Here is a 23,702-nt window from a genome sequence, read left to right on the forward strand (position 1 = left end):
TCGCGAGCAAGCTCGCTCCTACAAGGGGTTCATACTTATCCCCGGAGTTATGTGAATGAATCACAAAGTGGCCTTCAGCTTTGCCGATGGTAAAACCCTGTTCTTCCCGGTGGGCGCCCAGGAAATCCTGTTGGACGCGGCCCTGCGCAACGGCATCAAGATCCCGCTCGATTGCCGCGAAGGCGTGTGCGGCACCTGCCAGGGGCGTTGTGAGTCCGGCGAGTACACTCAGGACTATGTCGACGAGGAAGCCCTCTCCAGCCTCGACCTGCAACAACGCAAGATGCTCAGTTGCCAGACCCGGGTGAAGTCCGACGCCACCTTCTATTTCGACTTCGATTCAAGCCTGTGCAACGCCCCAGACCCCGTGCAGGTGCGCGGCACGGTGAGCGCGGTGCAGCAGGTCTCGACCAGCACCGCCATCTTGCAGGTGCAACTGGACCAGCCACTGGATTTTTTGCCGGGCCAATACGCACGTCTGTCGGTGCCCGGTACCGATAGCTGGCGCTCCTACTCCTTCGCCAACCGGCCGGACAGCCAATTGCAGTTTCTGGTACGCCTGCTGCCCGATGGAGTAATGAGCAACTACCTGCGTGAACGCTGCCAGGTGGGTGATGAAATGCTGATGGAGGCGCCCTTGGGTGCGTTTTATCTGCGGCATGTCACCCAACCGTTGGTACTGGTGGCGGGCGGCACCGGGTTGTCGGCGTTGTTGGGCATGCTCGATGAGCTGGCCGTCAGCGGCTGCACACAACCTGTGCACCTGTACTACGGCGTGCGCGGCGCCGAAGATTTATGTGAAGCGGCGCGTATCCAGGCCTACGCGGCAAAAATCCCGAACTTTCGCTACACCGAAGTGCTGAGCGACGCCTGCGCCGAGTGGACGGGCAAACGCGGCTACCTCACCGAGCATTTCGACCTGGCCGAATTGCGGGACAGATCGGCGGATATGTACGTGTGCGGCCCCCCTCCGATGGTCGAATCCATCCAACAATGGCTGGCGGATCAGGCACTTGATGGCGTCCAGCTGTATTACGAAAAGTTTACCCAGAGTAATATCTGACCCTCAGCAGTTCTGAGGGGCCGATGCGGCGTGCAATCACCCTTGAGAAAAACAAGTAGAAGGGAATGTTAATGGCGGATGACATGGTTAACCCGGTGGGCCTCAAGCGAGGCCTGAAAAACCGGCACATTCAGCTGATCGCCTTGGGAGGGGCGATTGGTACAGGCTTGTTCCTCGGCTCGGCCGGGGTACTTAAGTCGGCGGGGCCGTCGATGATCCTGGGGTATGCGGTGGCCGGGTTTATCGCGTTCCTGATCATGCGCCAGCTCGGTGAGATGATCGTCGAAGAGCCGGTGGCCGGGTCCTTCAGCCACTTCGCACACAAATACTGGGGCGGTTACGCAGGCTTCCTGGCGGGCTGGAACTACTGGGTGCTCTACGTGCTGGTGGGCATGGCCGAGTTGACGGCCGTGGGCAAGTACATCCAGTTCTGGTGGCCGGAGATTCCAACCTGGGTCAGCGCGCTGGTGTTCTTTGTCGCGGTGAACCTGATCAACACCCTGAACGTGAAGTTCTTCGGTGAAGCCGAATTCTGGTTTGCGATCATCAAGGTGGTGGCGATTGTCGGCATGATCGTGCTCGGCTGCTACCTGCTGTTCAGCGGCACCGGCGGCCCGCAAGCCTCGGTCAGCAACCTGTGGAGCCACGGTGGGTTCTTCCCCAATGGCGGCATGGGGCTGTTGATGTCGATGGCCTTCATCATGTTCTCGTTCGGTGGCCTGGAACTGGTCGGCATCACCGCCGCCGAGGCCAGCGAACCGCGCAAGGTGATCCCCAAAGCGATCAACCAGGTGGTGTACCGCATCCTGATCTTCTACGTGGGTGCGCTGACCGTGCTGTTGTCGCTGTACCCGTGGGATCAACTACTGCAAACCCTCGGCGCGTCAGGCGATGCCTACAGCGGCAGCCCGTTTGTGCAGATCTTCTCGCTGATCGGCAACGACACCGCCGCCCACATCCTCAACTTCGTGGTGCTGACCGCGGCGTTGTCGGTGTACAACAGCGGCGTGTACTGCAACAGCCGCATGCTGTTCGGCCTGGCCGAACAAGGTGATGCGCCCAAGGCGCTGATGAAGCTCAACAAACAAGGTGTGCCGCTGCGGGCGCTGGCGATTTCGGCGCTGGTGACCATGCTGTGCGTGGTGGTCAACTACGTGGCGCCCCACAGTGCGCTGGAGTTGCTGTTCGCGCTGGTGGTTGCTTCGCTGATGATCAACTGGGCGCTGATCAGCCTGACTCACATCAAGTTCCGCAAGGCCATGGGCGAGCAAGGCGTGACGCCGTCGTTCAAGACCTTCTGGTTCCCGTTCAGCAACTACCTGTGCCTGGCGTTCATGGTGATGATCATCGGGGTGATGCTGGCGATTCCGGGGATTCGCGAGTCGGTGTATGCGATGCCGGTGTGGGTGGGGATTATCTACATCGCCTATCGGTTTCGGATCAGAAACGGGAAGGTTGCCGTAACCCAGTAACCCTGAGAGTGATCGTTCCCACGCTCCGCGTGGGAACGCATCCAGTGACGCTCCGCGTCACCACGACAGAAGCAGACGCAGAGCGTCCAAAGCAACATTACCACGCAGAGCGTGGGAACGATCAGCCCCGGGAATCCGGGGCTTTTTGTTTAGAGGGTGGAACGTACTCGCCAGAGTTCGGGGAACAACACGGTGTCGAGCATCTTGCGCAGGTACCCCACGCCTTCAGTACCACCAGTACCTGGTTGGAAGCCGATGATGCGCTCCACCGTGGTGACATGGCGGAAGCGCCACTGGCGGAACGAATCTTCCAGGTCGATAAACTTCTCGGCCAACTGATACAAATCCCAGTAACGGCTGGGGTCGCGATACACCTCGCGCCAGGCCGCTTCCACCGATTCATCGTGCACCGTGGCTGCGGTCGGGTCGCGTTCGGCGCGCTGAGGGTCAATCGCCAGCCCCGCCTTGACCATCAGGTTCACCGCTTCGTCATACAGCGACGGCGTGGCAATCGCCACCTGCAATTGCTGCAGCAACTCCGGGCGATGGGCATGGGGCCGCAGCAGCGCCGGGCTTTTGTTGCCGAGGATGAATTCGATCTCACGGTACTGGAACGACTGGAACCCCGACGACTGCCCCAGGAACGGGCGAATCGCCTTGTATTCCGAGGGTGTCATGGTGGCCAGCACCGCCCAGGCGTGCACCAGTTGATCAAAGATCCGCGACACCCGCGCCAGCATCTTGAACGCCGGCGGCAGCTCACCCAGGCGCACGTGTTCGCGGGCGGCCTTGAGTTCGTGGAGCATCAGCTTCATCCACAGCTCCGAGGTCTGGTGCTGGATGATAAAGAGCATTTCGTTGTGGTCCGGCGACAGCGGGTGCTGGGCGCTGAGGACTTTGCCCAAGTCCAGGTAGTCGCCATAGCTCATGGACTCGGAAAAATTCAGTTCGGCGTTATGCCATTCTTCCGGGGGTTGGTTATCGGCAGGCTTATAGTCTGGTGAGAAAGGACATTGGCTCATCGCGTGGGCTCCTTGAGCGGGCGGAGAATGGCGCGCACAGGGCTCGCGTCCAGGTTGGCGAAGCGCAGCGGCAGCGCGATCAACTCATAGTCGCCCTCCGGAACGTCATCGAGCACGATGCCTTCGAGGATCGCCATACCATGACGAGCCACGGCGTTGTGGGAATCCATGGTCTTGGACTGTTGCGGGTCCAGGGACGGCGTATCGATACCGATCAGGCGCACCCCCAGGCTGGCCAGCAGCTCAATGGTCTGTGGGGCGATGGCGGTGAAATTCGAATCCCATTCGGTGAGCGGCGCTTGTGGATAAGTGCGCAGCAGCACACGCTCCGGCAGGTTATCCACACGCCCTTGCAACTGATGGGGCTCAACCAACGCGCCACTGCCCAGGCAGTGCAACACGCGGCAAGGGCCCATGTACACGTCCAGCGACACCTCGCCAATCGGCGCACCGTCTGCGCTGTAATGCAGCGGCGCGTCCACATGGGCGCCCGTATGCGGCGACAGGGTCACGCGCCCCACATTCACCGGGCACTCCGGGCCGAACTGCCACACACGCTCTTCCTGAAACGGCGTATCGCCCGGCCAGGTCGGGGTGGCCGTGCTCAAGGGCGGGCTGATATCCCACCACGTTTTTATTGGGTTCATTGCAAGGCTCTCACGGGGTACTGAGGTGAATGATACGAGGGCCAGCTCTGAATTTTCTTGCGAATTCTGGCGCGACACGGGAAATCTTTCGCAGTTACTGCGAGGAAACTTCGGTTTGATGCACAGATCTGTCGCTCAGATACGCCACGGCCTTCTGTGGGAGCCTGGCTTGCCAGCGATAGCGGAGTGTCAGGCAATGGAGATGCTCGCTGTACCACCGTCATCGCGGGCAAGCCCGGCTCCCACAGGAGACTGCGGTGTTCACGTGACTACGCTTCTGGGCATCCCAATGTCGAGTTCAGACCATCTGCGCAACGCCCAAGGCCTTAGGGTGCATCCTTCCCTTCCCTGCCTCGGAGTCATCATGTCCAAGCCCATTACCGTACTGCGCGACACCCACCCACTGCCGGTCCTGGATGCCTGCAAATGGGAAAAGCTCGAAGGCGACCCGCACACCGTCAACCTCAACGCCTACACCAGCGAAGACGGCAGCAAGATCATGGGCACCTGGATCTGCACGCCGGGTAAGTGGTACGTGGAATACGTGAAGTGGGAATACTGCCATTTCCAGGAAGGCTATTGCGTGATCACGCCTGAGGGCATGGCGCCGATCCATCTGCGGGCTGGGGATATCTTTGTGGTGGAACCGGGGATGAAAGGAACGTGGGAAGTGGTCGAGACGGTGCGTAAGTATTTTGTGTTTGCCTGACCCATCCCCGTCCCTGTAGGAGCGAGCTTGCTCGCGAAAATCGCCAACGAAAACGCGCTCATCCAGGATGAACGCGTTGCTCTCACCTTTTTCGCGAGCAAGCTCGCTCCTACAGCTTGCGATAGCTGTTGATGATCGCCGAGAAGTCCTTGCCCCCTTCCCCACGCTGGCTCATCGATTGATACAACTGCTGGGCCACTGCGCCGAGGATCACCGGCTGGTGTGCCTGGCGTGCGGCTTCCGTCGCCAGGCCCAAATCCTTGAGCATCAGGTCGGCACCAAAACCACCGGTATAGCCACGGGATGACGGCGCGGTTTCGATCACGCCCGGCCACGGGTTGTAGGTGTCGGAGCTCCAGCAACGCCCGGTGGAGCTGTTGATAATGCCCGCCAACACTTGAGTGTCGATGCCCAAGGCATCGCCCAGGGCCATGGCCTCACTGACGCCGACCATGCTGATACCCAGCAGCAGGTTGTTGCAGATCTTGGCGATTTGCCCAGTGCCGACATCACCGCAGTGCACGATGTTGCGGCCCATCTGCGCCAGCACCGGTTGCAGGGTGGCGAACAATTCTGGGTTGGCGCCGACCATGAAGGTCAGCGTCCCGGCCTGGGCACCGCCGGTGCCACCGGACACCGGCGCATCGGCCACTGCCACGCCTTGTTTGGCTGCCGCAGCCGCTACATCACGGATGGTTTGCGGGTCGATGGTGCTGCAATCCACCGCAGGCACGCCTTTGCCGATGCCCGCGAGCACGCCGTCTTCATTGAGCCACACGCTGCGTACATGGGCGGCGGCCGGCAGCATGGTAATCACCAGTTCGGCGCCTTGAGCGGCGTCACGCGGTGAGCTGCTGATGGTGCCGCCCAGTTCGGCGAGTTCCTTGAGTACGGCCTGGTTCAGGTCGAACAGGTTCAGCGCGTGGCCAGCCTTGATCAGGTTGCGGGCCATGGGCGCGCCCATGTTGCCCAGGCCGATAAATGCAATCTTCATGGTCGTCTCCCAGGTTCAGCGCAGGTTGATGGTGGTGTTGACGCCATCGTTGACCGTGTTGTCGTCGAACCAGCGGCTGGTGACGGTTTTGGTCTGGGTGTAGAACTGCACCACTTGCTTGCCGTACGGGCCGAGGTCGCCGAGCTTGGAACCGCGCGAGCCGGTGAAGCTGAAGAATGGCACTGGCACCGGAATCGGGATGTTGATGCCGACCTGGCCCACATCGATCTCGCTCTGGAATTTACGCGCCGCCGCGCCGCTCTGGGTGAACAGGCCCGTGCCGTTACCGAACGGGTTGGCGTTGACCAGCGCGATGGCTTCATCGAGGGTATCGACTTCCAGCACCACCAGTACCGGGCCGAAGATTTCTTCGGTGTAAATGCGCATGTCGGTGGTCACGCCCGAAAACAGGGTGGGGCCGACAAAGTTGCCTTGCTCAAAGCCCGGCACTTTGATGTCGCGGCCGTCCAATTCCAGCTTGGCGCCTTGTTTCACGCCGCTTTCGATCAGCTCCAGGATACGTGCCTTGGCGCGCTTGGAGATCACCGGGCCGACATCCGTGCCCGCTTCGCTGCCGGCGTTGACCTTGAGCTTTTGTGCCAGGGCCTTGAGGTCTGGCAGCCATTGCTTGGCCGCGCCCACCAGCACCACCACCGAGGTGGCCATGCAACGCTGGCCAGCCGCGCCGAAACCGGCGCCGACCAGGGCGTTGAGGGTGTGTTCACGGTTAGCATCCGGCAGCACCACTGCATGGTTCTTGGCGCCCATCATCGATTGCACACGCTTGCCATGTTTGCCGGCCAGGTCGTAGACATGGGTGCCCACAGCCGTCGAACCGACGAAGGACACCGCCTTGATGTCTTTGTGAGTGCACAGCGCATCCACCACGTCCTTGCCGCCATGCACCACGTTGAGCACACCGGCCGGTACACCGGCTTCCAGCGCCAGCTCCACCAGTAGCATGGTCGACAATGGGTCTTGCTCGGACGGTTTGAGTACAAAGGTGTTACCGCAGGCAATCGCCATCGGGAACATCCACAGCGGAATCATCGCAGGGAAGTTGAACGGGGTGATGCCGGCGCACACGCCGATAGGCTGGCGCAGGGTGTAGGTATCCACGCCGCCGGCCACGTTCTCGGCGAACTCGCCCATTTGCAGGGTGCCGATGGAACAGGCGTGCTCCACCACTTCCAGGCCACGGAAAATATCGCCCTCGGCATCGGCAATGGTCTTGCCCTGCTCGGCGCTAAGGACCACGGCGATACGCTTGGAGTGTTCGCGGATCAAGGCTTGCAGCTTGAGCATGATGCGCATGCGCGCACCGATCGGCGTCAGCTTCCAGGTCTGGAAGGCGCGATGGGCAGCATCAATGGCGGCGTTGACTTCATCGGCAGTAGCAAACGGGACTTTGGCCAGCACTTGCTGGGTGGCGGGGTTGACGATGTCTTGCCACTCGGTGGTCTTGGACTCGACCCACTCGCCATTGATCAGCAACTTGACCGGTTGCACGGAAATATCGGCAGATGCGTTCATGTGGTCTCCAACTCTTATATTTATACAGAGACAAGGCGCGTGAATCGCCTTGAAGAATGAGGCGTTCGGACTGTTTTTGGAGTATAGATGTGCAAATCTCTAATAAGAACGCACATAAAAGCCGGTCCAATATGCAAAAAAACATCACCTCCCTGGGCGCCCTGAACTGGGATGACCTGAAGTTCTTCCTCGAAGTGGCCCGCACCCGCAAGGCCAGCGTCGCCGCCAAGCGCCTGGCGGTGGACTACACCACCGTGTCGCGGCGCATCAGCTCTTTGGAAGTGTCCCTCGGCACGCTGCTGTTCGAAAAATCCCGGACCAACGGCTTCGTGCTCACCAGCGAAGGCCAGCGGTTGCTGGGTTACGCCGAATCCATTGAAAGCACGCTGCACATGGCCTGCGAACAGGTGTCCGGCTCCGGCGTCGCGCTGTCCGGGCATGTGCGTATGGGCTGCACCGAAGGTTTCGGCAGTTTCTTCGTCACCCCGCAACTGAGCCACTTTGTCGACACTTATCCCGCGATCTCGGTGGACATCCTGCCCCTGCCCCACTTCATCAGCCTGTCCAAGCGCGAAGCCGACATCGTCATCGCCCTGGAACGCCCGGAACACGGGCCGTATGTGTGCTGCAAACTGTGCGACTACAAGCTGCAGCTCTACGCCACCCAGGACTACCTCGACCAACACCCGCCGATCGGCAAACCTGCGGATTTGGCCGAGCATCCGTTTATCAGCTATGTGGATGATCTGGCCTTCAGCTCGGAGTTGCTGTACCTGGCCAATGTGGTGCCCGGCGCCAGCGCCAGCCTGCGCAGTACCAGCGTGATCGCGCAGTACGTGGCGGCCCAGCAAGGCCGGTCGATGGCGATATTGCCGTGCTTCCTGGCCGCGCAGGACCCGCGCTTGCTGCCGGTGCTGGGGGAGCAGATTGCGATTACGCGGCAGTTCTGGATGTATTGCCGGGAGGATTTGAGGAAGTTGAAGCGGATTACGTTGTTGTGGGATTACATTCGGGAAGTGACGGAGCAGAACCGAGGGTTGTTGATGGGAGAGACGAGGGAAATGCGGTTTGCAGACTAAATGTGGGAGCTGGCTTGCCTGCGATAGCGGTGTATCAGCAGAAGCTATATCTACAGATCAACCGCCATCGCAGGCAAGCCAGCTCCCACATATTGAATGCATTTCAGCAGGGGGAAGGTGAACCCGCTTAGTCTGCGATCACTACGATGGAGACCCGGCGATTCTCGGTGCGGCCTGCTGGGGTCGTGTTCGGCGCCACCGGCTCGCTGCTGCCCAGGCCGCGCAGTTGGATGTTTTCTTCTTTCATGCCCACGCGGGTCAGCACCTTGCCCACGCTTTTGGCGCGGCGCAGGGACAGGGCCACGTTGTAGGGTTCTTTGCCCGAGGCGTCGGTGTGGCCGTCAACGCGCACGCGCTCAATGCCGGCGCCAACCAGGGCGCCACCGATGCGTTCGACGATGTCGGTGCTAGGTTTGTTGAGGGTTTCGACGTCGCTGCCAAACAGCACTTTGCCGGACAGGCCGAAGGCCCAGCCTTCATCGGTCAGCTCGAAGCCCTGTTGCTTGAGCACGGCGACTTGCGCCGGGGTCAGGCCTTTGGGTGGCGTCTGGCAGCCGCTGAGGGCCAGGAAGGCCACGAGCAAAGAAATAAATAAAACGCGTGTGTTAGCGAACAAGGGAATCAACTCCTGTGTTGAACGTTGGCGACGGGGTGCTCCGACTCCGCCGTTTGCTGGCCGCCCGAGGACAGTCGTTTGGCCTGGTACATCGCCGCGTCGGCGGCGTTGAGCAAGGTGCCAGGTGTGGCGCCGTGCTCGGGATAAATCGCAATGCCGATACTGAGGGAGGTCAACACCTGGCTGTCGCCTGGCAGTGGGATCGGCGCGTCCATGCTGGCAATGATTTTGTCGGCGATGCGCTGGGCGTCTTCGGCCTTGTGCAGGGGCGCCAGCAATACGGCGAATTCATCACCGCCCAGGCGCGCCACCAGGTCGTCCTCGCGCAGTTGCGCCCGCACGCGGTCGGCAACGGCCACCAGCACGGCGTCGCCGGCGGCATGGCCAAAGCGGTCATTGATGTCTTTGAAGCGGTCGCTGTCGAGGAACAGCACCGCCACCCGCTCGTTGACCTTCGCCGCGCTGCGCAAGGCGCGGATCAGCCGGCCTTCGAAGAACGCGCGGTTGGGCAGGCCGGTGAGGCTGTCGTGGCTGGCCTGGTGGGCCAGGGTTTCGTTTTCGCTTTGCAGGTGAGTCTGCCAGGCACCCATCTCGCCGAGCAGGGCATTGAAGTCGCTGCCCAGGCTGTCGAGTTCGGCGATCTCTGCCGGGGGCACACGGCGGTCAAAGTCACGTTCGCTGCGGGCGGCATGGGCCACGGCAGCGAGGCTTTGCAGCGGGCCGGTGATCCCGTCCAGCAGGCGTCGCGACAAGTGCAAGGCCACCCAGGCACTCAGGGCGGTGCAAATCAGAATCCCCGCCAGGCCGCTCAGCAAGAAGCGCAGCAGGCTGCCGCCATGACCGGTCAGGTGAATGCTGCCGACCGTTTGCCCTTGATGGAGAATCGGTTGGTTGATGGGCTGCTCAAGCAAGGCATGCGCCAGTTGAAGCTCAACCTGGGACAACATGCCGGTGTTCGGTCGCACCCATTGCGCCAGCAGTTTGCCTTCATCGTCGAAGACTTCGGCCTGGGCAACTTCTTCAGTAGAGGCGATCAGGCTCAAGGCTTCGGTGGCCGCCGAACTGTCGTTGAACACCACGGCCGCTTCGACGGTGTAGTTGATGGAACGTGCGATCAAATGCAAGTTGTGCTCGGCGTAAACGCGTAGCGCCAGCACGCCAAGCAAAGTCAGGGAGACGCTGGCCAGGGTCACCGCCACCAGCGCCAGGATCATGTGCCCACGGCCAATGACCGAGCGCAGAGTCGGCCGCCCTTTAGCGAACCTCATGGCACAGGCGCTCGACGGCGCGACAGTTGCAGCACGCTGGGGTGAATGCGCACGCCGCTGCGGGCAACGGAGTCCAGGTTGACTTCGAACGACACTTGCTCATCGCTCACCCGCAGGCAAAACAGGCTGCCCACGGTGCATTGGTCACCGCCTTCGCTGATGCTGAGCACCGGGTGGCCTATCAACGATGTGAACAGCCGGTTGCGTTCATCCATGCTCAGCTTGCCGATGTAGACCGCGTCGCAGGCACTGACGATATCGGGATGGTCGGCCAGCAAACGGCGCACCGACACCGGACGGCCAGTGGCCTGCGTGGTGCCCTTGATCAGGTCGTCGGTGTACTGGGTGGGCCCGACGATGCACAAGCGCAACGTCTGCGGCTCCACCGGCCAACGGGCGTAGCTGAGGATACCGAGCACCACTTGGGTGACCGCCTGGGCACGGTGCTCCGCCAGGCTGGGCGTCTGCGCAAATAGGCGCGGCGCAAGCAGGCACAGCATCGTCACCAGTAACAGGCGTCTCCAACTCATACTGCGCGCTTTGGGCGAGACAGCCACGTTCATGCAGCGATACTCTCAAGGGTTTTCAGGGTGATGCCGCAACGATAGCACAGCGGCGGACATCCCCACGAAGCACAGCATTCGAGGGGTTCGCTATTTTTTCAGAAAAATCAGACGTCTGAATGAGAAATATCGCCTGACCTATCAGTCATTTTTTTCAGACAGATGGTCCAACTCCAACATCAATCCACTCAGGCGCTTGACCTTGCGCCGTACTGCTTCCTCAAACACGCCGCCGCGCGGCTCGATCAGGCTGAACCAGAGCTTGGCACGGGTGATACCGGTATAGATCAGCTCTTTGGTCAGCACCGGGTTGAGGGCATCCGGCAGGATCAGCGCGGTGTGAGTGAACTCCGAGCCCTGGGATTTGTGCACGGTCATGGCGTACACGGTTTCCACATCATTCAAGCGGCTGGGCAATACAAAGCGCACGCCGCCCTGGCCATCGTTACGTGGAAAGGCCACCCGCAGCACGTGGGGGCCGCCATCGCTTTCGGGCAATTTCAGCGCGATGCCGATGTCGCCGTTCATCAGGCCCAGGCCGTAGTCGTTGCGGGTCATCAGCACGGGGCGGCCTTCGTACCACTGCTCATCACCTTCGATCAGGCGTACCTTGCGCAACGCCGCGGTGATGCGCAGGTTGAGCCCTTCGACGCCCCAGGGGCCTTTGCGCACGGCGCACAGCAGCTGAAACGCGTCGAAGGCGTGCAGCAATTGTTGCGCCCAAGCGGTCCAGGCTGGATCGTCACGCGGTGTGTCGGCAGAGGGACGCGCCGATTGCAGCAGGTTCAGGTAGTAGCGGTATCCCTGGGCGCCATCGCCCTGCCCGTCCAATACCAGGCGCTCAAGGGCGTAGTCATGTTCGCCCTTGAGGCTGACACAGAACAGGTCGTCGTGATGGCCTGCGGCTAGCAGCTGGCGGGCCTCTTCTGCGTTTTGCTGGTTGACCCAACGCGCCAGTTGGCCAATACCGCTGCCCTCACCGAAGCGGCGCGAATAGCGCAGCATCACTACTTGCTGGGCCAGGGGATGGCTGCCATCGAGGTCCTCTTGCAGGCCGCTGGTGCTGAGGTCTTCACCGCTGACGGCTTGCAGCCAGTATCGGGTCTGCGGGCTGTACCAGCCGGCTTCGGCATCGCGGCACAAATCGCCGAGTACGGCCCCCGCTTCTACCGAGGCCAGTTGGTCCTTGTCGCCCAGCAATACCAGGCGCGCATGGGGCGGCAGGGCGTCGAGCAGGTTGGCCATCATTTCCAGGTCGATCATCGAGGCTTCGTCCACCACCAGCACATCCAAGGGCAAGGGGTTGCCCAGGTGATGACGGAAGTGCCGGGTGCCCGGACGGCTGCCCAACAAGCGGTGAACTGTGGTGACCTGGGTGGGGATTTTTTCCCGCACGTTGTCGGGCACTGTCAGTGACAGCACTTGCTGGCTGATGGATTCGGTCAGGCGGGCAGCGGCTTTACCGGTGGGCGCGGCCAGGCGGATGCGCAACGGGCTGCCGGACTCCACGGCGGGCGCCTGCAACAGCGCGAGCAGGCGCACCACGGTGGTGGTCTTGCCGGTACCGGGGCCGCCGGTGACGATGCTGAAGGCGCCGCGGGTCGCCAGGGCGCAGGCGAGCTTTTGCCAGTCAATCACCCCATCGGGCGCCGGTTGGTCGAACAGGCGATTGAGGCGTTGCGGCAGATCGGCGGCGGCGTCTTCCACGCTGGCCAGGCGCAGGCGCAGGGCGTGGTCGATACGCCGCTCGTAGGTCCAGTAACGGCGCAGGTACAGGCGCTTGCCAGACAACACCAACGGGCGGCTGCGGGCCTCCTCGCTGCCATCGACGGCCAGCGCGACCAACGGGCTTGAAGCCAGGGCATGGCACCAATGGCCGCCGTCCAGGCCGTGCAGCAACTGCGAGGGCAGCAGCATGGCCCCGGTGTGCAGGTCGCCTTCGGGCGGCAAGGACAAGGCGAAATCCGGCGCTTTGAGGGTTTCGAACACATCCAGGCAGACATGGCCATGGCCCAGTTGATGGCTGGTCAAGGCCGCCGCCAGCAGCACCAGCGGATCGGCGTTTGGGTCCAACTCGTACAGGAAGCCGACGAAGGCTTTGTCCAGGGCCCGCAGCCAACCCCGCTCGACCCAACGCGCAAGCAACTGCAGCAGGTCGGCGGCGCGATCTAGGGGCAAAAGCGCCTCCAGCGGTAACGGCGACAGGCTCATAACAACACTCCTTGTTCCCAGGCAGGCTCAACCTTGGGCGGGATGGGCTTGCCCTGGAACAACAGGTCCAGGCTTTCGATCAACTCACGGGGTGGTCGGGTGAAATACGCACCCTGGCTCACCGACTGGCTACCGCGCAGGAACAGGTACAGGGCCCCGCCGACGTGCTGGTCATAATCGTAATGGGGCAGGCGCGCCTTGAGTTGGCGGTGCAGGGCCAGCAGGTAAAGTACGTATTGCAGGTCGTACCGATGCTCGAGGATTGAGTGTTCCATGGCGTCCTGGGTGTAGGCCGAATCGTCAGGGCCAAGCCAATTGGATTTGTAGTCGGCCACGTAATAACGGCCATCGTGCTCGAACGTCAGGTCGATAAAGCCCTTGAACATTCCGTTGAGCAGCACCGGTTCGGCGGCCACACGGGACACGCCGCCATGGGTGTGCTGGCACACCAATTTGTCGAGGGCGAGCACGTCGACGGTGTGACTGGCAAACCAGAACTCCATCTCGATCTGGTACTGCTGCAGGCCGCTGAGGGTGAAGCGGTCGTTGTGCAGGGGCAGCGGCGTTTGCAGCAGGTGCTCCAGCCAGCCGCTGAGGGTGACGATCCAGCCTTCCCAGTTGCGGCGGTTACAGCGTGCGCCCACGGCTTTTTCGATGGCCTCGGGCGTCACGTTGAAACCTTCTTCACCGGCCCATTCCAACAAGCCGTGAAGGAAGGTGCCGGGGTTAGGGCCGCGTGGGAAACGATGAATATCCCCACCGGAGGCGAGCGTTTCCCGAGGGGCATCGGGGTCGAGGCGTTCGTCATCGAACAGCTTCTGGGCCTGTGGGCTTTCGGGCGCTTCAAGGCTGGCGGCGCTCATGCTGTCGCCGATGCGCAAGGCGCTGTAGGAGGCAATCCACCAGTTTTCCGCGGCCTTGCGTACAGGCAGCAACGGCGCGAGCAGGGTCGCTTGATTGCGCGGCGGGTGGAACAGGATGTCTTGGGCGTCGGGCACAAGGTCATAACCGATGGCCGCGCTGCCTTGCTGCAAGTCCAGCAACCAGCGCGCCAGACCCGCTGATTCGTCCAACGACGCGCCGGCTCCCAGCAGATAGCCCAGCGCTGAGAGGTGCAAGACCGAGCTGTTGTTATTGCCGCGCTTGAGGTCGGCGATGCCCAGCCAGCAGGCGTGTTTGGCGCGGGTCAAGGCCACGTAGAACAAACGCAGGTCTTCGGCCAGACGCTCATCGTCGGCTTGGGCGATCAGCTCGGCGGTGGGTCGCAGGCTGACGTGGGACTTGCCCTGTTCATCGTGGTAATGCAGCGGCAAGCGACTGCCATCCACGGGCTTGGCCGAACAGATGAAGGGCAAGAACACCAAGTCGTATTCCAGGCCCTTGGATTTGTGGATGGTCACCACTTTGACCAATTGCTCGTCGCTTTCCAGGCGCAGGATCTGTTCTTCACCGGCCTGCCCCGACAGCGCCAGATGCTCGGCCAAATGACGGATCAACGCCTGCTCGCCATCCAGCTCCGACGCGGCCTGCTGCAACAATTCACTGAGGTGCAACAAGTTAGTCAGCACCCGCTCGCCATCACTGCGGGCGATGAGGGTTTGCGGCAGCTTGAAGTCGTGGAGCAGGCGCCGCAGCATTGGCAACACGCCTTGGGTACGCCAGATGGCACGGTAACCACGGAACTGCATCACCCGCGATTCCCACGCCAGCTCGTCCTGGTTCAGACGCTCCAGCTCCGCCAGGGACAGGTTCAGGGTGACGCAGGCCAGAGCCGCCCTTAATGGCCGTTCGACGTCCGGCTCGGCGCACGCCTTGAGCCAGGCCAGCAGGTCATGGGCTTCCTGGGCGGCAAACACCGAGTCTTTATCCGACAGGTACACACTGCGCACGCCACGGCTGGCCAGTTGCGCCCGTACGGCTTGGGCTTCCTTGCCGTCGCGCACAAGGATGGCGATGTCTGACGGCAACACGCCCTTCAAGCGCCCCGCTTTCACAAAGCCTGCCGTGCCTTGCTGTCCACCATTGAGCAACGCAACGATCTGCGTAGCGCAGGCGGCGGCCAGTTGCTGACGGTAAACCGCGTTGGAAATCGGCTGGTCGGTGGGCAGGTGCCAGAGGTTCATGGCCGGCAGCGTGTGGCCGTCGACCTGCAACTGCTCGCTGCGGCCTTGGGACAGTACCGAATGGAACGGCACCGGGTTATCGCCATTAGGCTGGCGAAACAGGAACGCGCCACGGCCGGTTTCGGCACGCTGGAACACATGGTTCACCGCCTCGACCATCGCATGGCTGGAGCGGAAGTTGGTGCCCAGGGTGTGATGGCGGCCGGTGGTGGCCTGCCGGGCGCGCAAGTAGGTGTAGATGTCGGCGCCGCGAAAGGCGTAGATCGCCTGCTTGGGGTCGCCGATCAGGAACAGGCCGCTGTCGAGATGGTTTTCCTCGATGCGGTAGATGCTGTCAAAGATGCTGTATTGCACCGGGTCGGTGTCTTGGAATTCATCGATCAGGGCCACCGGGAATTGCTCGCGGATCACACTGGCCAGACGCTCGCCCCCGTCTGCCTGGAGGGCGGCGTTGAGGCGGATCAGCATGTCGTCAAACCCCATCTCGGCGCGGCGACGTTTCTCTTCTTCGAAGCGCTTGCCGACCCAGCCGGCAGCGTGTTGCAGCACCGCCGCGTCGGGCGTTGGCAAGGCGTCGAGGCTGGCTTTTAGGCCGGCCATGGCTTGGATGCCGGGGTGCTGCGGCGGCTCGCCTTTCCAGGCTTCGGCCATGCCATCGGGCGTCAAGCGGGTGAAGCCGGTGCCGATGTCCAGTTGCTCCAGGGTTTCGTCAGCGGCCCAGGCGCCGATCTTTTCGAACCAGGGTTCGAAGTAACGCGCTTGCATCTTGCGCCCATCGACCGCTTTGGCGGCGACGGCTTGCAGGCAAATATCCCGCAGCTCGGCGGCCCACTGTTGCCAGGGTGCCTTGAGGGTAACCAGCGCGGCGCGGCGTTCTTGCAGGCAGGCGCTGATCAGTTCGGCTGGCTCGCGGGTTTCATCGGTGGGCCGCTCGCTGCCGAACAGCGCGCGCACCCGTGGCATCAGCGCCGCGGGGCCGCCCCAATTATTGCGCACCCAGTTGAGGGCATCGTCATGCATTGGGTAGCAGAACAAGCGCCAGTAGTCGCGCAGCACTTCGCCTAGCAGGTCGCTATGGTCGGTTTCCAGGGTTTGTGTGAACAGGCTACCACTGTCGAACGCGTGTTCGCGCAGCATGCGCTGGCACCAACTGTGGATCGTCGAAACCGCCGCTTCATCCATCCATTGCGCGGCGATGTCCAGGCGATTGGCACAGGCCGGCCATTGTTGCGGATCATAGTGCTCGCGCAGGTCTGCGATCAGCGCATCGGGCTGTTCGATTTCGTCACGGAAGAAGCGCGCGGCTTCGGCCAGGCGGATGCGAATGCGTTCTCGCAGCTCTTTGGTGGCGGCGTCGGTGAACGTCACCACGAGGATTTGCGGTGGCAGCAGTTCGCGGCCGAAACCGGATTCATCTCCGCCGTGGCCGAGCACCAGGCGCAGGTATAAGGCGGAGATGGTGAAGGTCTTGCCGGTGCCGGCACTGGCTTCAATCAACTGGCTGCCTTTGAGCGGGAACGCCAGGGCCAAGGGTTTGCCGATCATGCGTTGGCCTCCGTGCTGGAAAGCGATCGCCAGGGGGCGTTGATCAGCGGGCGATACAGGGTTTCGCACCAGCCTTCGAATTCTTCACTGGCGACCAAGGCCGCGTAGTCGGGAAATTGCCGCGTGAGGGCGGGCGTTTCGCGGCGTTCGCCGTCAGTGGTGATGCCATCGCCTTCATAGGCTTTGCTCGCAGCCGCTTGGGCCTTGGCAGGGTCAGTCTGGCCGAGCCAGGCGAACGCGGTTTTCACTGCGACCGGTAGCGGTGTACTCATTCCCGTGCGCCAGGCCAGGAGCAGGTTGCCGAGGATGTCCTCGGCGCTGGCCTTGTCCAACGGGGCCAACAGCAGGGTGTCGTCACTGGCTACTAGGCCGGTGCTCAATGGCAGACCACAGGCACAGGCCACCACGTGATTGACCCAGGGGCGGATGAGGCGATGCCACTTGCGTGTCTTGATCGAGCCAATGCTGTTGGGGATGGTGGTGACGCTTAACAGCCCGCCATCACTGCGTCGGTGCAGGCCGCTGATCCAACCTTCCAGCTGGATGCCTTGGTACGCAAAACTGATCGGTTCAGCGCCGGTATGCGGGGTGGGCCACAGCGCCAGAAGGTGTTGATAGCGTTGCACCAGATCGGGCAACGGCTCGATCAACTCGTTACGCAGGCATTCACCGAAACCCACCATCGGCAGCAACCCGCTGCCTTGCAGGCGCAGGGCTTGGGCGTTGAGCGCCTGATCGAGTTGATCGGGTTGGGTGAGCGCCGCGTTCAGCAGGCTGTCGCTGAGGTTGTAGCGTTGCAACGCGTCCAGCACGAAGGGTTCTTCGTCCGCCAGGGGCACTTCGGCGGCTTCGAAGAATACTTTCAGGCGCTGGCTGAAGAAGTGTTTGACCGGATTGCGCAGGAAGTCCTGTAACTGGCCAAGGCTCAGGGGTTCTTCCTGTTGGTGCGGCGCCAAGCCTTGCTCTTGGGTGATGACCGCCGGTGCCTGATGCAGCAATTGCCATTCGCGGGCGTAGCTGAACAGCGACTCGCCTTCGTGGAAGTAGCGGGCGCTGAAGGGTTGCAGGGGGTGCTCCTGGGTCATTGCGTCGATCAGCGGCTGATTGCTGCTGGCGTGCTGCCAACCGCTGGCCAGGTGGTCGCGCAGTTGGCCGATCAGCACCGAGGCCGGGCGATCACTGTTGTCACGGATGCTGCGGCCTACCCAGCTGATATACAGTTGGTCGCGGGCCGACAGCAGCGCTTCGAGCAGTAAGTAGCGGTCGTCTTCGCGGCGAGAACGGTCGCCGGGGCGGTAATCACTGCCCATCAGGTCAAAATCCAGGGGTGGCTGGGCCCGCGGGTAATCGCCGTCGTTCATGCCCAGCAGACAAACCAGCTTGAACGGGATCGCACGCATGGGCATCAGCGTACAAAAATTGACCGCTCCCGCCAGGAAACGCTGGGACAGGCGCCCCTGATCCAATCCGGCCAGCCATGCCTCACGTACGACCGTAAGGGGCAACTCGTCTTGCAAGCCGACGGACTCGCAGGTTTCCAGCCAGGTTTCTCTTAATTGTTCGAGCTGGCCGAGCAGGTAGTCATCGTGCTCGCTGCTGGGCAGGAAAAACAGCTGCATCAAGCGCTGTAGACGCTCGCCCCAGGCTTGCGGCGAGGCGGCTTCCGATAACGCTTGATGGGCATCGTTCAAGGCGTCAAGCAAGGCGACCAGCGGGCCGATCAAGGCCGCATCGAGGCCACCGATTTCGTCATAAGGCTCAATACCGTCGCAGGCCGTGCCGGTGCCGACGGCATAGCCCAGCAGCATACGGCGCAGGCCGAATCGCCAACTGTTTTGCTCCAGCTCCGTGGGCAGGCCTAAACCGGCGCGTTGCTCGGCGTTCAGGCCCCAGCGGATGCCGGCGCCTTCGATCCAGCGATGCAAGGTGGGCAGGTCACGCTCTTTGATGGCGAAGCGTTCGCGCAGGGCCGGGACGTCGAGCAGGTCGAGGATTTCGCTGACAGGGAAGCGGCTGTCGGGAAGTTTGAGCAAGTGCTCGACGGCGATCAACAGCGGGTCGCGACCGCGTTGGCCTTGGTCTGTGAGGGTGAAGGGGATGAAGCGTGGGTCATGCCGTTCGAGCTGGCCGAAGACCGCGCGAATATGCGGTGCGTAGCTGTCGACGTCGGGGACCATGACAATGATATCCCGAGGGCGCAAGGTGGGGTCGGCGCTGAAGCGATGAAGTAATTGGTCGTGGAGGATTTCCACTTCGCGCTGGGCGCTGTGGGCAATGTGGAAACGGATCGAAGTATCGCGTTGCAAGTCGACAGCGGGCCAGAGCTCACGGGTTTCATTCAACGGGCGCAGTTCGAGGATATCGTCCTGGAGTTGGTTGAGCAGTGTGGTAGGTTCGCTGTCGCTGAACAGGTCGATACGACCGTCGCGGAATGCCGTGCGGTAGCTGTTGGGGTCATCGTAGCTGTCCAGCAAACTGATGTAATCACGGCCCTGCTTGCCCCAGGCAGCAAGCAGCGGATGGGCGTGCTGGTGCAAGGTTTGTGGGTCGATAGTGACCGGCATGCCCGCTTTGCGCGCCTGGCGTTTGTATTCGTTACGCAGCAAGTCCTTGTCAGCGACGATGTCCGACCAATGATGGCGGCAAGGGTTGTGCACGCAGAGCAGGACCTGGCTGAAACGGGCCAAACCCGCCAAGGCTTCCAGCGCCTGGGCCGGCAGCGATGAGATGCCGAAGACAATTACCCGGGGAGGCAAGCCGGGTGGTGCTTGTTCAAGGCTGTTGATGCGCTCGATGAAGCGCTGATGAACGCCGGCCCGGCTTTCGGCCATGCCTGCTTCACCTACATCCAACAGCAGCGCGCGCCATAGCTCGGCTTGCCAGCAGTTGGCCGGGTTGAGCGGTTTGGAATCGCCTCGACCATTGCGCAGTTGGTGCCGGCCTGCGGCCCAATCTTCCAGCCAGTCGGCACGGTAGACCTGGTATTGGTCGAACAAGTCAGCCAGGCGCTCGGCGAGTTGGTAGCGCTTGCGCAGGTCGGTGTCTTGCGTCAGGAAGCGTTGCAGCGGCTCGAAGTGCGGTTGGTCGATCAGCTCGGGTAACAGGCGCATGAGGCGCCAGGTCAGCGGGGCTTTATCAAGCAGGGACTTGGGCGGGATCTCATCACGGCCCAAGACCATCCGATAAAGCTGCCACATAAAGCTGCCAGGCAGTTGCACGTCGATGGCTGCGGCAATGCCACAGCCGCCCATATCATCGGCTTGCGGGTCTTCGGCCAAGGCCAGCTTGAGCCACTGGGCAATGCCGTTGCTTTGTACCAGGGCGATTTCGTTTTCCAAAGGTGCCAGTGGGTAACGGCGCATCCAACTGACCACCAGGCTTCGCAGCTCGTCCAGGCGGTTGCCATGAACCACCATGAATCCAGGGCTGAGGGACGTCGCGTCCGGCATAACGGCTTCCTTGGGAAAAGCAAAATCGAGGGGTGGACTTTAGCACTGTGATGCACGGGGCGGACACAGGACGAACAAGTGTACGGGGACAAGGTGGACACTTTTCGAGCGCCCAAAACAAAACCCCAACTGCTTTCGCAATTGGGGTTTCGGAATTTAATCTTGACGATGACCTACTCTCACATGGGGAAACCCCACACTACCATCGGCGATGCATCGTTTCACTGCTGAGTTCGGGATGGGATCAGGTGGTTCCAATGCTCTATGGTCGTCAAGAAATTCGGGTACTGAGTCGTGGCCAGTTGGCCTCGCTTCAGCAAATTGGGTAAGTGATAGATCTCGGTGTTTTGTGAGCGTCGAACTTTCGGTTCATCTTCGTCTTCACACACCGCAATCTGATGCTCGTTAGAGTAGTCAAATTGCTTGGGTGTTATATGGTCAAGCCTCACGGGCAATTAGTATTGGTTAGCTCAACGCCTCACAGCGCTTACACACCCAACCTATCAACGTCGTAGTCTTCGACGGCCCTTCAGGGAACTCAAGGTTCCAGTGAGATCTCATCTTGAGGCTAGTTTCCCGCTTAGATGCTTTCAGCGGTTATCTATTCCGAACATAGCTACCCGGCAATGCCACTGGCGTGACAACCGGAACACCAGAGGTTCGTCCACTCCGGTCCTCTCGTACTAGGAGCAGCCCCTCTCAAATCTCAAACGTCCACGGCAGATAGGGACCGAACTGTCTCACGACGTTCTAAACCCAGCTCGCGTACCACTTTAAATGGCGAACAGCCATACCCTTGGGACCGGCTTCAGCCCCAGGATGTGATGAGCCGACATCGAGGTGCCAAACACCGCCGTCGATATGAACTCTTGGGCGGTATCAGCCTGTTATCCCCGGAGTACCTTTTATCCGTTGAGCGATGGCCCTTCCATACAGAACCACCGGATCACTAAGACCTACTTTCGTACCTGCTCGACGTGTCTGTCTCGCAGTCAAGCGCGCTTTTGCCTTTATACTCTACGACCGATTTCCGACCGGTCTGAGCGCACCTTCGTACTCCTCCGTTACTCTTTAGGAGGAGACCGCCCCAGTCAAACTACCCACCATACACTGTCCTCGATCCGGATAACGGACCTGAGTTAGAACCTCAAAGTTGCCAGGGTGGTATTTCAAGGATGGCTCCACGCAGACTGGCGTCCACGCTTCAAAGCCTCCCACCTATCCTACACAAGCAAATTCAAAGTCCAGTGCAAAGCTATAGTAAAGGTTCACGGGGTCTTTCCGTCTAGCCGCGGATACACTGCATCTTCACAGCGATTTCAATTTCACTGAGTCTCGGGTGGAGACAGCGCCGCCATCGTTACGCCATTCGTGCAGGTCGGAACTTACCCGACAAGGAATTTCGCTACCTTAGGACCGTTATAGTTACGGCCGCCGTTTACCGGGGCTTCGATCAAGAGCTTCGCGTTAGCTAACCCCATCAATTAACCTTCCGGCACCGGGCAGGCGTCACACCCTATACGTCCACTTTCGTGTTTGCAGAGTGCTGTGTTTTTAATAAACAGTCGCAGCGGCCTGGTATCTTCGACCGGCATGAGCTTACGGAGCAAGTCCTTCACCCTCACCGGCGCACCTTCTCCCGAAGTTACGGTGCCATTTTGCCTAGTTCCTTCACCCGAGTTCTCTCAAGCGCCTTGGTATTCTCTACCCAACCACCTGTGTCGGTTTGGGGTACGGTTCCTGGTTACCTGAAGCTTAGAAGCTTTTCTTGGAAGCATGGCATCAACCACTTCGTTACCTAAAAGGTAACTCGTCATCAGCTCTCGGCCTTAGAATCCCGGATTTACCTAAGATTCCAGCCTACCACCTTAAACTTGGACAACCAACGCCAAGCTGGCCTAGCCTTCTCCGTCCCTCCATCGCAATAACCAGAAGTACAGGAATATTAACCTGTTTTCCATCGACTACGCTTTTCAGCCTCGCCTTAGGGACCGACTAACCCTGCGTCGATTAACGTTGCGCAGGAAACCTTGGTCTTTCGGCGTGGGTGTTTTTCACACCCATTATCGTTACTCATGTCAGCATTCGCACTTCTGATACCTCCAGCAAGCTTCTCAACTCACCTTCACAGGCTTACAGAACGCTCCTCTACCGCATCACTTACGTGATACCCGTAGCTTCGGTGTATGGTTTGAGCCCCGTTACATCTTCCGCGCAGGCCGACTCGACTAGTGAGCTATTACGCTTTCTTTAAAGGGTGGCTGCTTCTAAGCCAACCTCCTAGCTGTCTAAGCCTTCCCACATCGTTTCCCACTTAACCATAACTTTGGGACCTTAGCTGACGGTCTGGGTTGTTTCCCTTTTCACGACGGACGTTAGCACCCGCCGTGTGTCTCCCATGCTCGGCACTTGTAGGTATTCGGAGTTTGCATCGGTTTGGTAAGTCGGGATGACCCCCTAGCCGAAACAGTGCTCTACCCCCTACAGTGATACATGAGGCGCTACCTAAATAGCTTTCGAGGAGAACCAGCTATCTCCGAGCTTGATTAGCCTTTCACTCCGATCCACAGGTCATCCGCTAACTTTTCAACGGTAGTCGGTTCGGTCCTCCAGTTAGTGTTACCCAACCTTCAACCTGCCCATGGATAGATCGCCCGGTTTCGGGTCTATTCCCAGCGACTAGACGCCCTATTAAGACTCGCTTTCGCTACGCCTCCCCTATTCGGTTAAGCTCGCCACTGAAAATAAGTCGCTGACCCATTATACAAAAGGTACGCAGTCACCCAACAAAGTGGGCTCCCACTGCTTGTACGCATACGGTTTCAGGATCTATTTCACTCCCCTCTCCGGGGTTCTTTTCGCCTTTCCCTCACGGTACTAGTTCACTATCGGTCAGTCAGTAGTATTTAGCCTTGGAGGATGGTCCCCCCATATTCAGACAAAGTTTCTCGTGCTCCGTCCTACTCGATTTCATGACTAAGAGATTTTCGCGTACAGGGCTATCACCCACTATGGCCGCACTTTCCAGAGCGTTCCGCTAATCTCAAAGCCACTTAAGGGCTAGTCCCCGTTCGCTCGCCACTACTAAGGGAATCTCGGTTGATTTCTTTTCCTCAGGGTACTTAGATGTTTCAGTTCCCCTGGTTCGCTTCTTGCACCTATGTATTCAGTACAAGATAACCATCTTATGATGGCTGGGTTCCCCCATTCAGACATCTCCGGATCAAAGTCTGTTTGCCGACTCCCCGAAGCTTTTCGCAGGCTACCACGTCTTTCATCGCCTCTGACTGCCAAGGCATCCACCGTATGCGCTTCTTCACTTGACCATATAACCCCAAGCAATCTGGTTATACTGTGAAGACGACATTCGCCGAAAATTCGAATTTCTCAGTTAAGAGAACTCACAAA

The 23,702-nt window shown here is 60.5% G+C and carries 14 protein-coding genes and 2 rRNA genes; 4 read left to right on the forward strand and 12 right to left on the reverse strand.

What is annotated here, in order from left to right:
* The first annotated feature begins 55 nt into the window (after positions 1–55).
* Entirely contained in the window at positions 56–1,063 is a 1,008-nt protein-coding gene (gene antC, locus V8689_RS24075) for an anthranilate 1,2-dioxygenase electron transfer component AntC (RefSeq protein WP_056788666.1), read from the forward strand.
* A 71-nt stretch (positions 1,064–1,134) separates the two neighbouring features.
* The gene (locus V8689_RS24080) at positions 1,135–2,535 is read left to right on the forward strand and encodes an amino acid permease (protein ID WP_005791366.1); all 1,401 of its coding nucleotides are present in this window, start codon (positions 1,135–1,137) and stop codon (positions 2,533–2,535) included.
* Between the two features lie 149 nt (positions 2,536–2,684).
* Here the strand turns inward: V8689_RS24080 and kynA are convergent, their stop codons facing one another.
* Both kynA and kynB read right to left on the reverse strand, forming a co-directional pair.
* The gene (kynA, locus tag V8689_RS24085) at positions 2,685–3,557 is read right to left on the reverse strand and encodes a tryptophan 2,3-dioxygenase (protein WP_056788663.1); all 873 of its coding nucleotides are present in this window, start codon (positions 3,555–3,557) and stop codon (positions 2,685–2,687) included.
* On the reverse strand, positions 3,554–4,204 hold the full coding sequence (gene kynB / locus V8689_RS24090) for an arylformamidase (RefSeq protein ID WP_032895314.1): 651 nt from the start codon (positions 4,202–4,204) through the stop codon (positions 3,554–3,556). The genes kynA and kynB overlap by 4 nt, the downstream gene beginning before the upstream one ends.
* A gap of 364 nt (positions 4,205–4,568) precedes the next feature.
* Here kynB and V8689_RS24095 point away from each other — a divergent pair, with 364 nt between their 5' ends.
* Positions 4,569–4,913: a cupin domain-containing protein gene (locus tag V8689_RS24095; RefSeq protein WP_003194115.1), complete on the forward strand. Its 345-nt coding sequence runs from the start codon at positions 4,569–4,571 to the stop codon at positions 4,911–4,913.
* 109 nt (positions 4,914–5,022) lie between these two features.
* On the opposite strand, the gene mmsB is transcribed toward V8689_RS24095, so the two are convergent.
* Both mmsB and V8689_RS24105 read right to left on the reverse strand, forming a co-directional pair.
* Positions 5,023–5,907 carry a 3-hydroxyisobutyrate dehydrogenase gene (gene mmsB / locus V8689_RS24100; RefSeq protein WP_056788661.1) on the reverse strand — a complete coding sequence of 295 codons (885 nt, stop codon included), beginning with the start codon at positions 5,905–5,907 and terminating at the stop codon, positions 5,023–5,025.
* Between the two features lie 15 nt (positions 5,908–5,922).
* Positions 5,923–7,440 (reverse strand): CoA-acylating methylmalonate-semialdehyde dehydrogenase, encoded by a 1,518-nt coding sequence (locus V8689_RS24105; RefSeq protein WP_056788658.1) that lies wholly within the window; start codon positions 7,438–7,440, stop codon positions 5,923–5,925.
* Positions 7,441–7,571: 131 nt separating this feature from the next.
* Between V8689_RS24105 and V8689_RS24110 the strand changes: the two genes are divergently transcribed.
* Positions 7,572–8,519 carry a LysR family transcriptional regulator gene (locus tag V8689_RS24110; protein ID WP_056788654.1) on the forward strand — a complete coding sequence of 316 codons (948 nt, stop codon included), beginning with the start codon at positions 7,572–7,574 and terminating at the stop codon, positions 8,517–8,519.
* A gap of 127 nt (positions 8,520–8,646) precedes the next feature.
* Here V8689_RS24110 and V8689_RS24115 read toward each other — a convergent pair whose 3' ends face one another.
* The 8 genes from V8689_RS24115 to V8689_RS24150 form a co-directional block, all read right to left on the reverse strand.
* Complete coding sequence (locus V8689_RS24115) at positions 8,647–9,135, reverse strand: OmpA family protein (protein WP_056788651.1); 489 nt, start codon at positions 9,133–9,135, stop codon at positions 8,647–8,649.
* Between the two features lie 5 nt (positions 9,136–9,140).
* Positions 9,141–10,403: a diguanylate cyclase domain-containing protein gene (locus V8689_RS24120; RefSeq protein ID WP_056788648.1), complete on the reverse strand. Its 1,263-nt coding sequence runs from the start codon at positions 10,401–10,403 to the stop codon at positions 9,141–9,143.
* Complete coding sequence (locus tag V8689_RS24125; protein ID WP_056788643.1) at positions 10,400–10,966, reverse strand: YfiR family protein; 567 nt, start codon at positions 10,964–10,966, stop codon at positions 10,400–10,402. The genes V8689_RS24120 and V8689_RS24125 overlap by 4 nt, the downstream gene beginning before the upstream one ends.
* 141 nt (positions 10,967–11,107) lie before the next feature.
* On the reverse strand, positions 11,108–13,177 hold the full coding sequence (recD, locus tag V8689_RS24130; protein ID WP_056788640.1) for an exodeoxyribonuclease V subunit alpha: 2,070 nt from the start codon (positions 13,175–13,177) through the stop codon (positions 11,108–11,110).
* Complete coding sequence (gene recB, locus V8689_RS24135) at positions 13,174–16,845, reverse strand: exodeoxyribonuclease V subunit beta (RefSeq protein ID WP_056788637.1); 3,672 nt, start codon at positions 16,843–16,845, stop codon at positions 13,174–13,176. Before recB ends, recD begins: the two co-directional genes overlap by 4 nt.
* Positions 16,842–20,294: an exodeoxyribonuclease V subunit gamma gene (recC, locus tag V8689_RS24140; RefSeq protein WP_056788634.1), complete on the reverse strand. Its 3,453-nt coding sequence runs from the start codon at positions 20,292–20,294 to the stop codon at positions 16,842–16,844. Before recC ends, recB begins: the two co-directional genes overlap by 4 nt.
* 160 nt (positions 20,295–20,454) lie before the next feature.
* Positions 20,455–20,570, reverse strand: a 5S ribosomal RNA gene (gene rrf / locus V8689_RS24145).
* A 158-nt stretch (positions 20,571–20,728) separates the two neighbouring features.
* Positions 20,729–23,620 (reverse strand): 23S ribosomal RNA (locus V8689_RS24150).
* Positions 23,621–23,702 lie beyond the last annotated feature (82 nt).

The sequence above is a fragment of the Pseudomonas sp. AK181 genome, from assembly GCF_051122975.1.
Taxonomy (GTDB): domain Bacteria; phylum Pseudomonadota; class Gammaproteobacteria; order Pseudomonadales; family Pseudomonadaceae; genus Aquipseudomonas; species Aquipseudomonas lactis.

Excerpts from the sequence above, each read along its gene's own strand:
- antC (WP_056788666.1), top strand. The coding sequence starts at position 56 with ATGAATCACAAAGTGGCCTTCAGCTTTGCCGATGGTAAAACCCTGTTC.
- V8689_RS24125 (WP_056788643.1), bottom strand. The coding sequence starts at position 10,966 with ATGAACGTGGCTGTCTCGCCCAAAGCGCGCAGTATGAGTTGGAGACGC.
- recD (WP_056788640.1), bottom strand. The coding sequence starts at position 13,177 with ATGAGCCTGTCGCCGTTACCGCTGGAGGCGCTTTTGCCCCTAGATCGC.
- mmsB (WP_056788661.1), bottom strand. The coding sequence starts at position 5,907 with ATGAAGATTGCATTTATCGGCCTGGGCAACATGGGCGCGCCCATGGCC.
- V8689_RS24120 (WP_056788648.1), bottom strand. The coding sequence starts at position 10,403 with ATGAGGTTCGCTAAAGGGCGGCCGACTCTGCGCTCGGTCATTGGCCGT.
- V8689_RS24080 (WP_005791366.1), top strand. The coding sequence starts at position 1,135 with ATGGCGGATGACATGGTTAACCCGGTGGGCCTCAAGCGAGGCCTGAAA.
- V8689_RS24095 (WP_003194115.1), top strand. The coding sequence starts at position 4,569 with ATGTCCAAGCCCATTACCGTACTGCGCGACACCCACCCACTGCCGGTC.
- kynB (WP_032895314.1), bottom strand. The coding sequence starts at position 4,204 with ATGAACCCAATAAAAACGTGGTGGGATATCAGCCCGCCCTTGAGCACG.
- recC (WP_056788634.1), bottom strand. The coding sequence starts at position 20,294 with ATGCCGGACGCGACGTCCCTCAGCCCTGGATTCATGGTGGTTCATGGC.
- kynA (WP_056788663.1), bottom strand. The coding sequence starts at position 3,557 with ATGAGCCAATGTCCTTTCTCACCAGACTATAAGCCTGCCGATAACCAA.
- recB (WP_056788637.1), bottom strand. The coding sequence starts at position 16,845 with ATGATCGGCAAACCCTTGGCCCTGGCGTTCCCGCTCAAAGGCAGCCAG.
- V8689_RS24110 (WP_056788654.1), top strand. The coding sequence starts at position 7,572 with ATGCAAAAAAACATCACCTCCCTGGGCGCCCTGAACTGGGATGACCTG.
- V8689_RS24105 (WP_056788658.1), bottom strand. The coding sequence starts at position 7,440 with ATGAACGCATCTGCCGATATTTCCGTGCAACCGGTCAAGTTGCTGATC.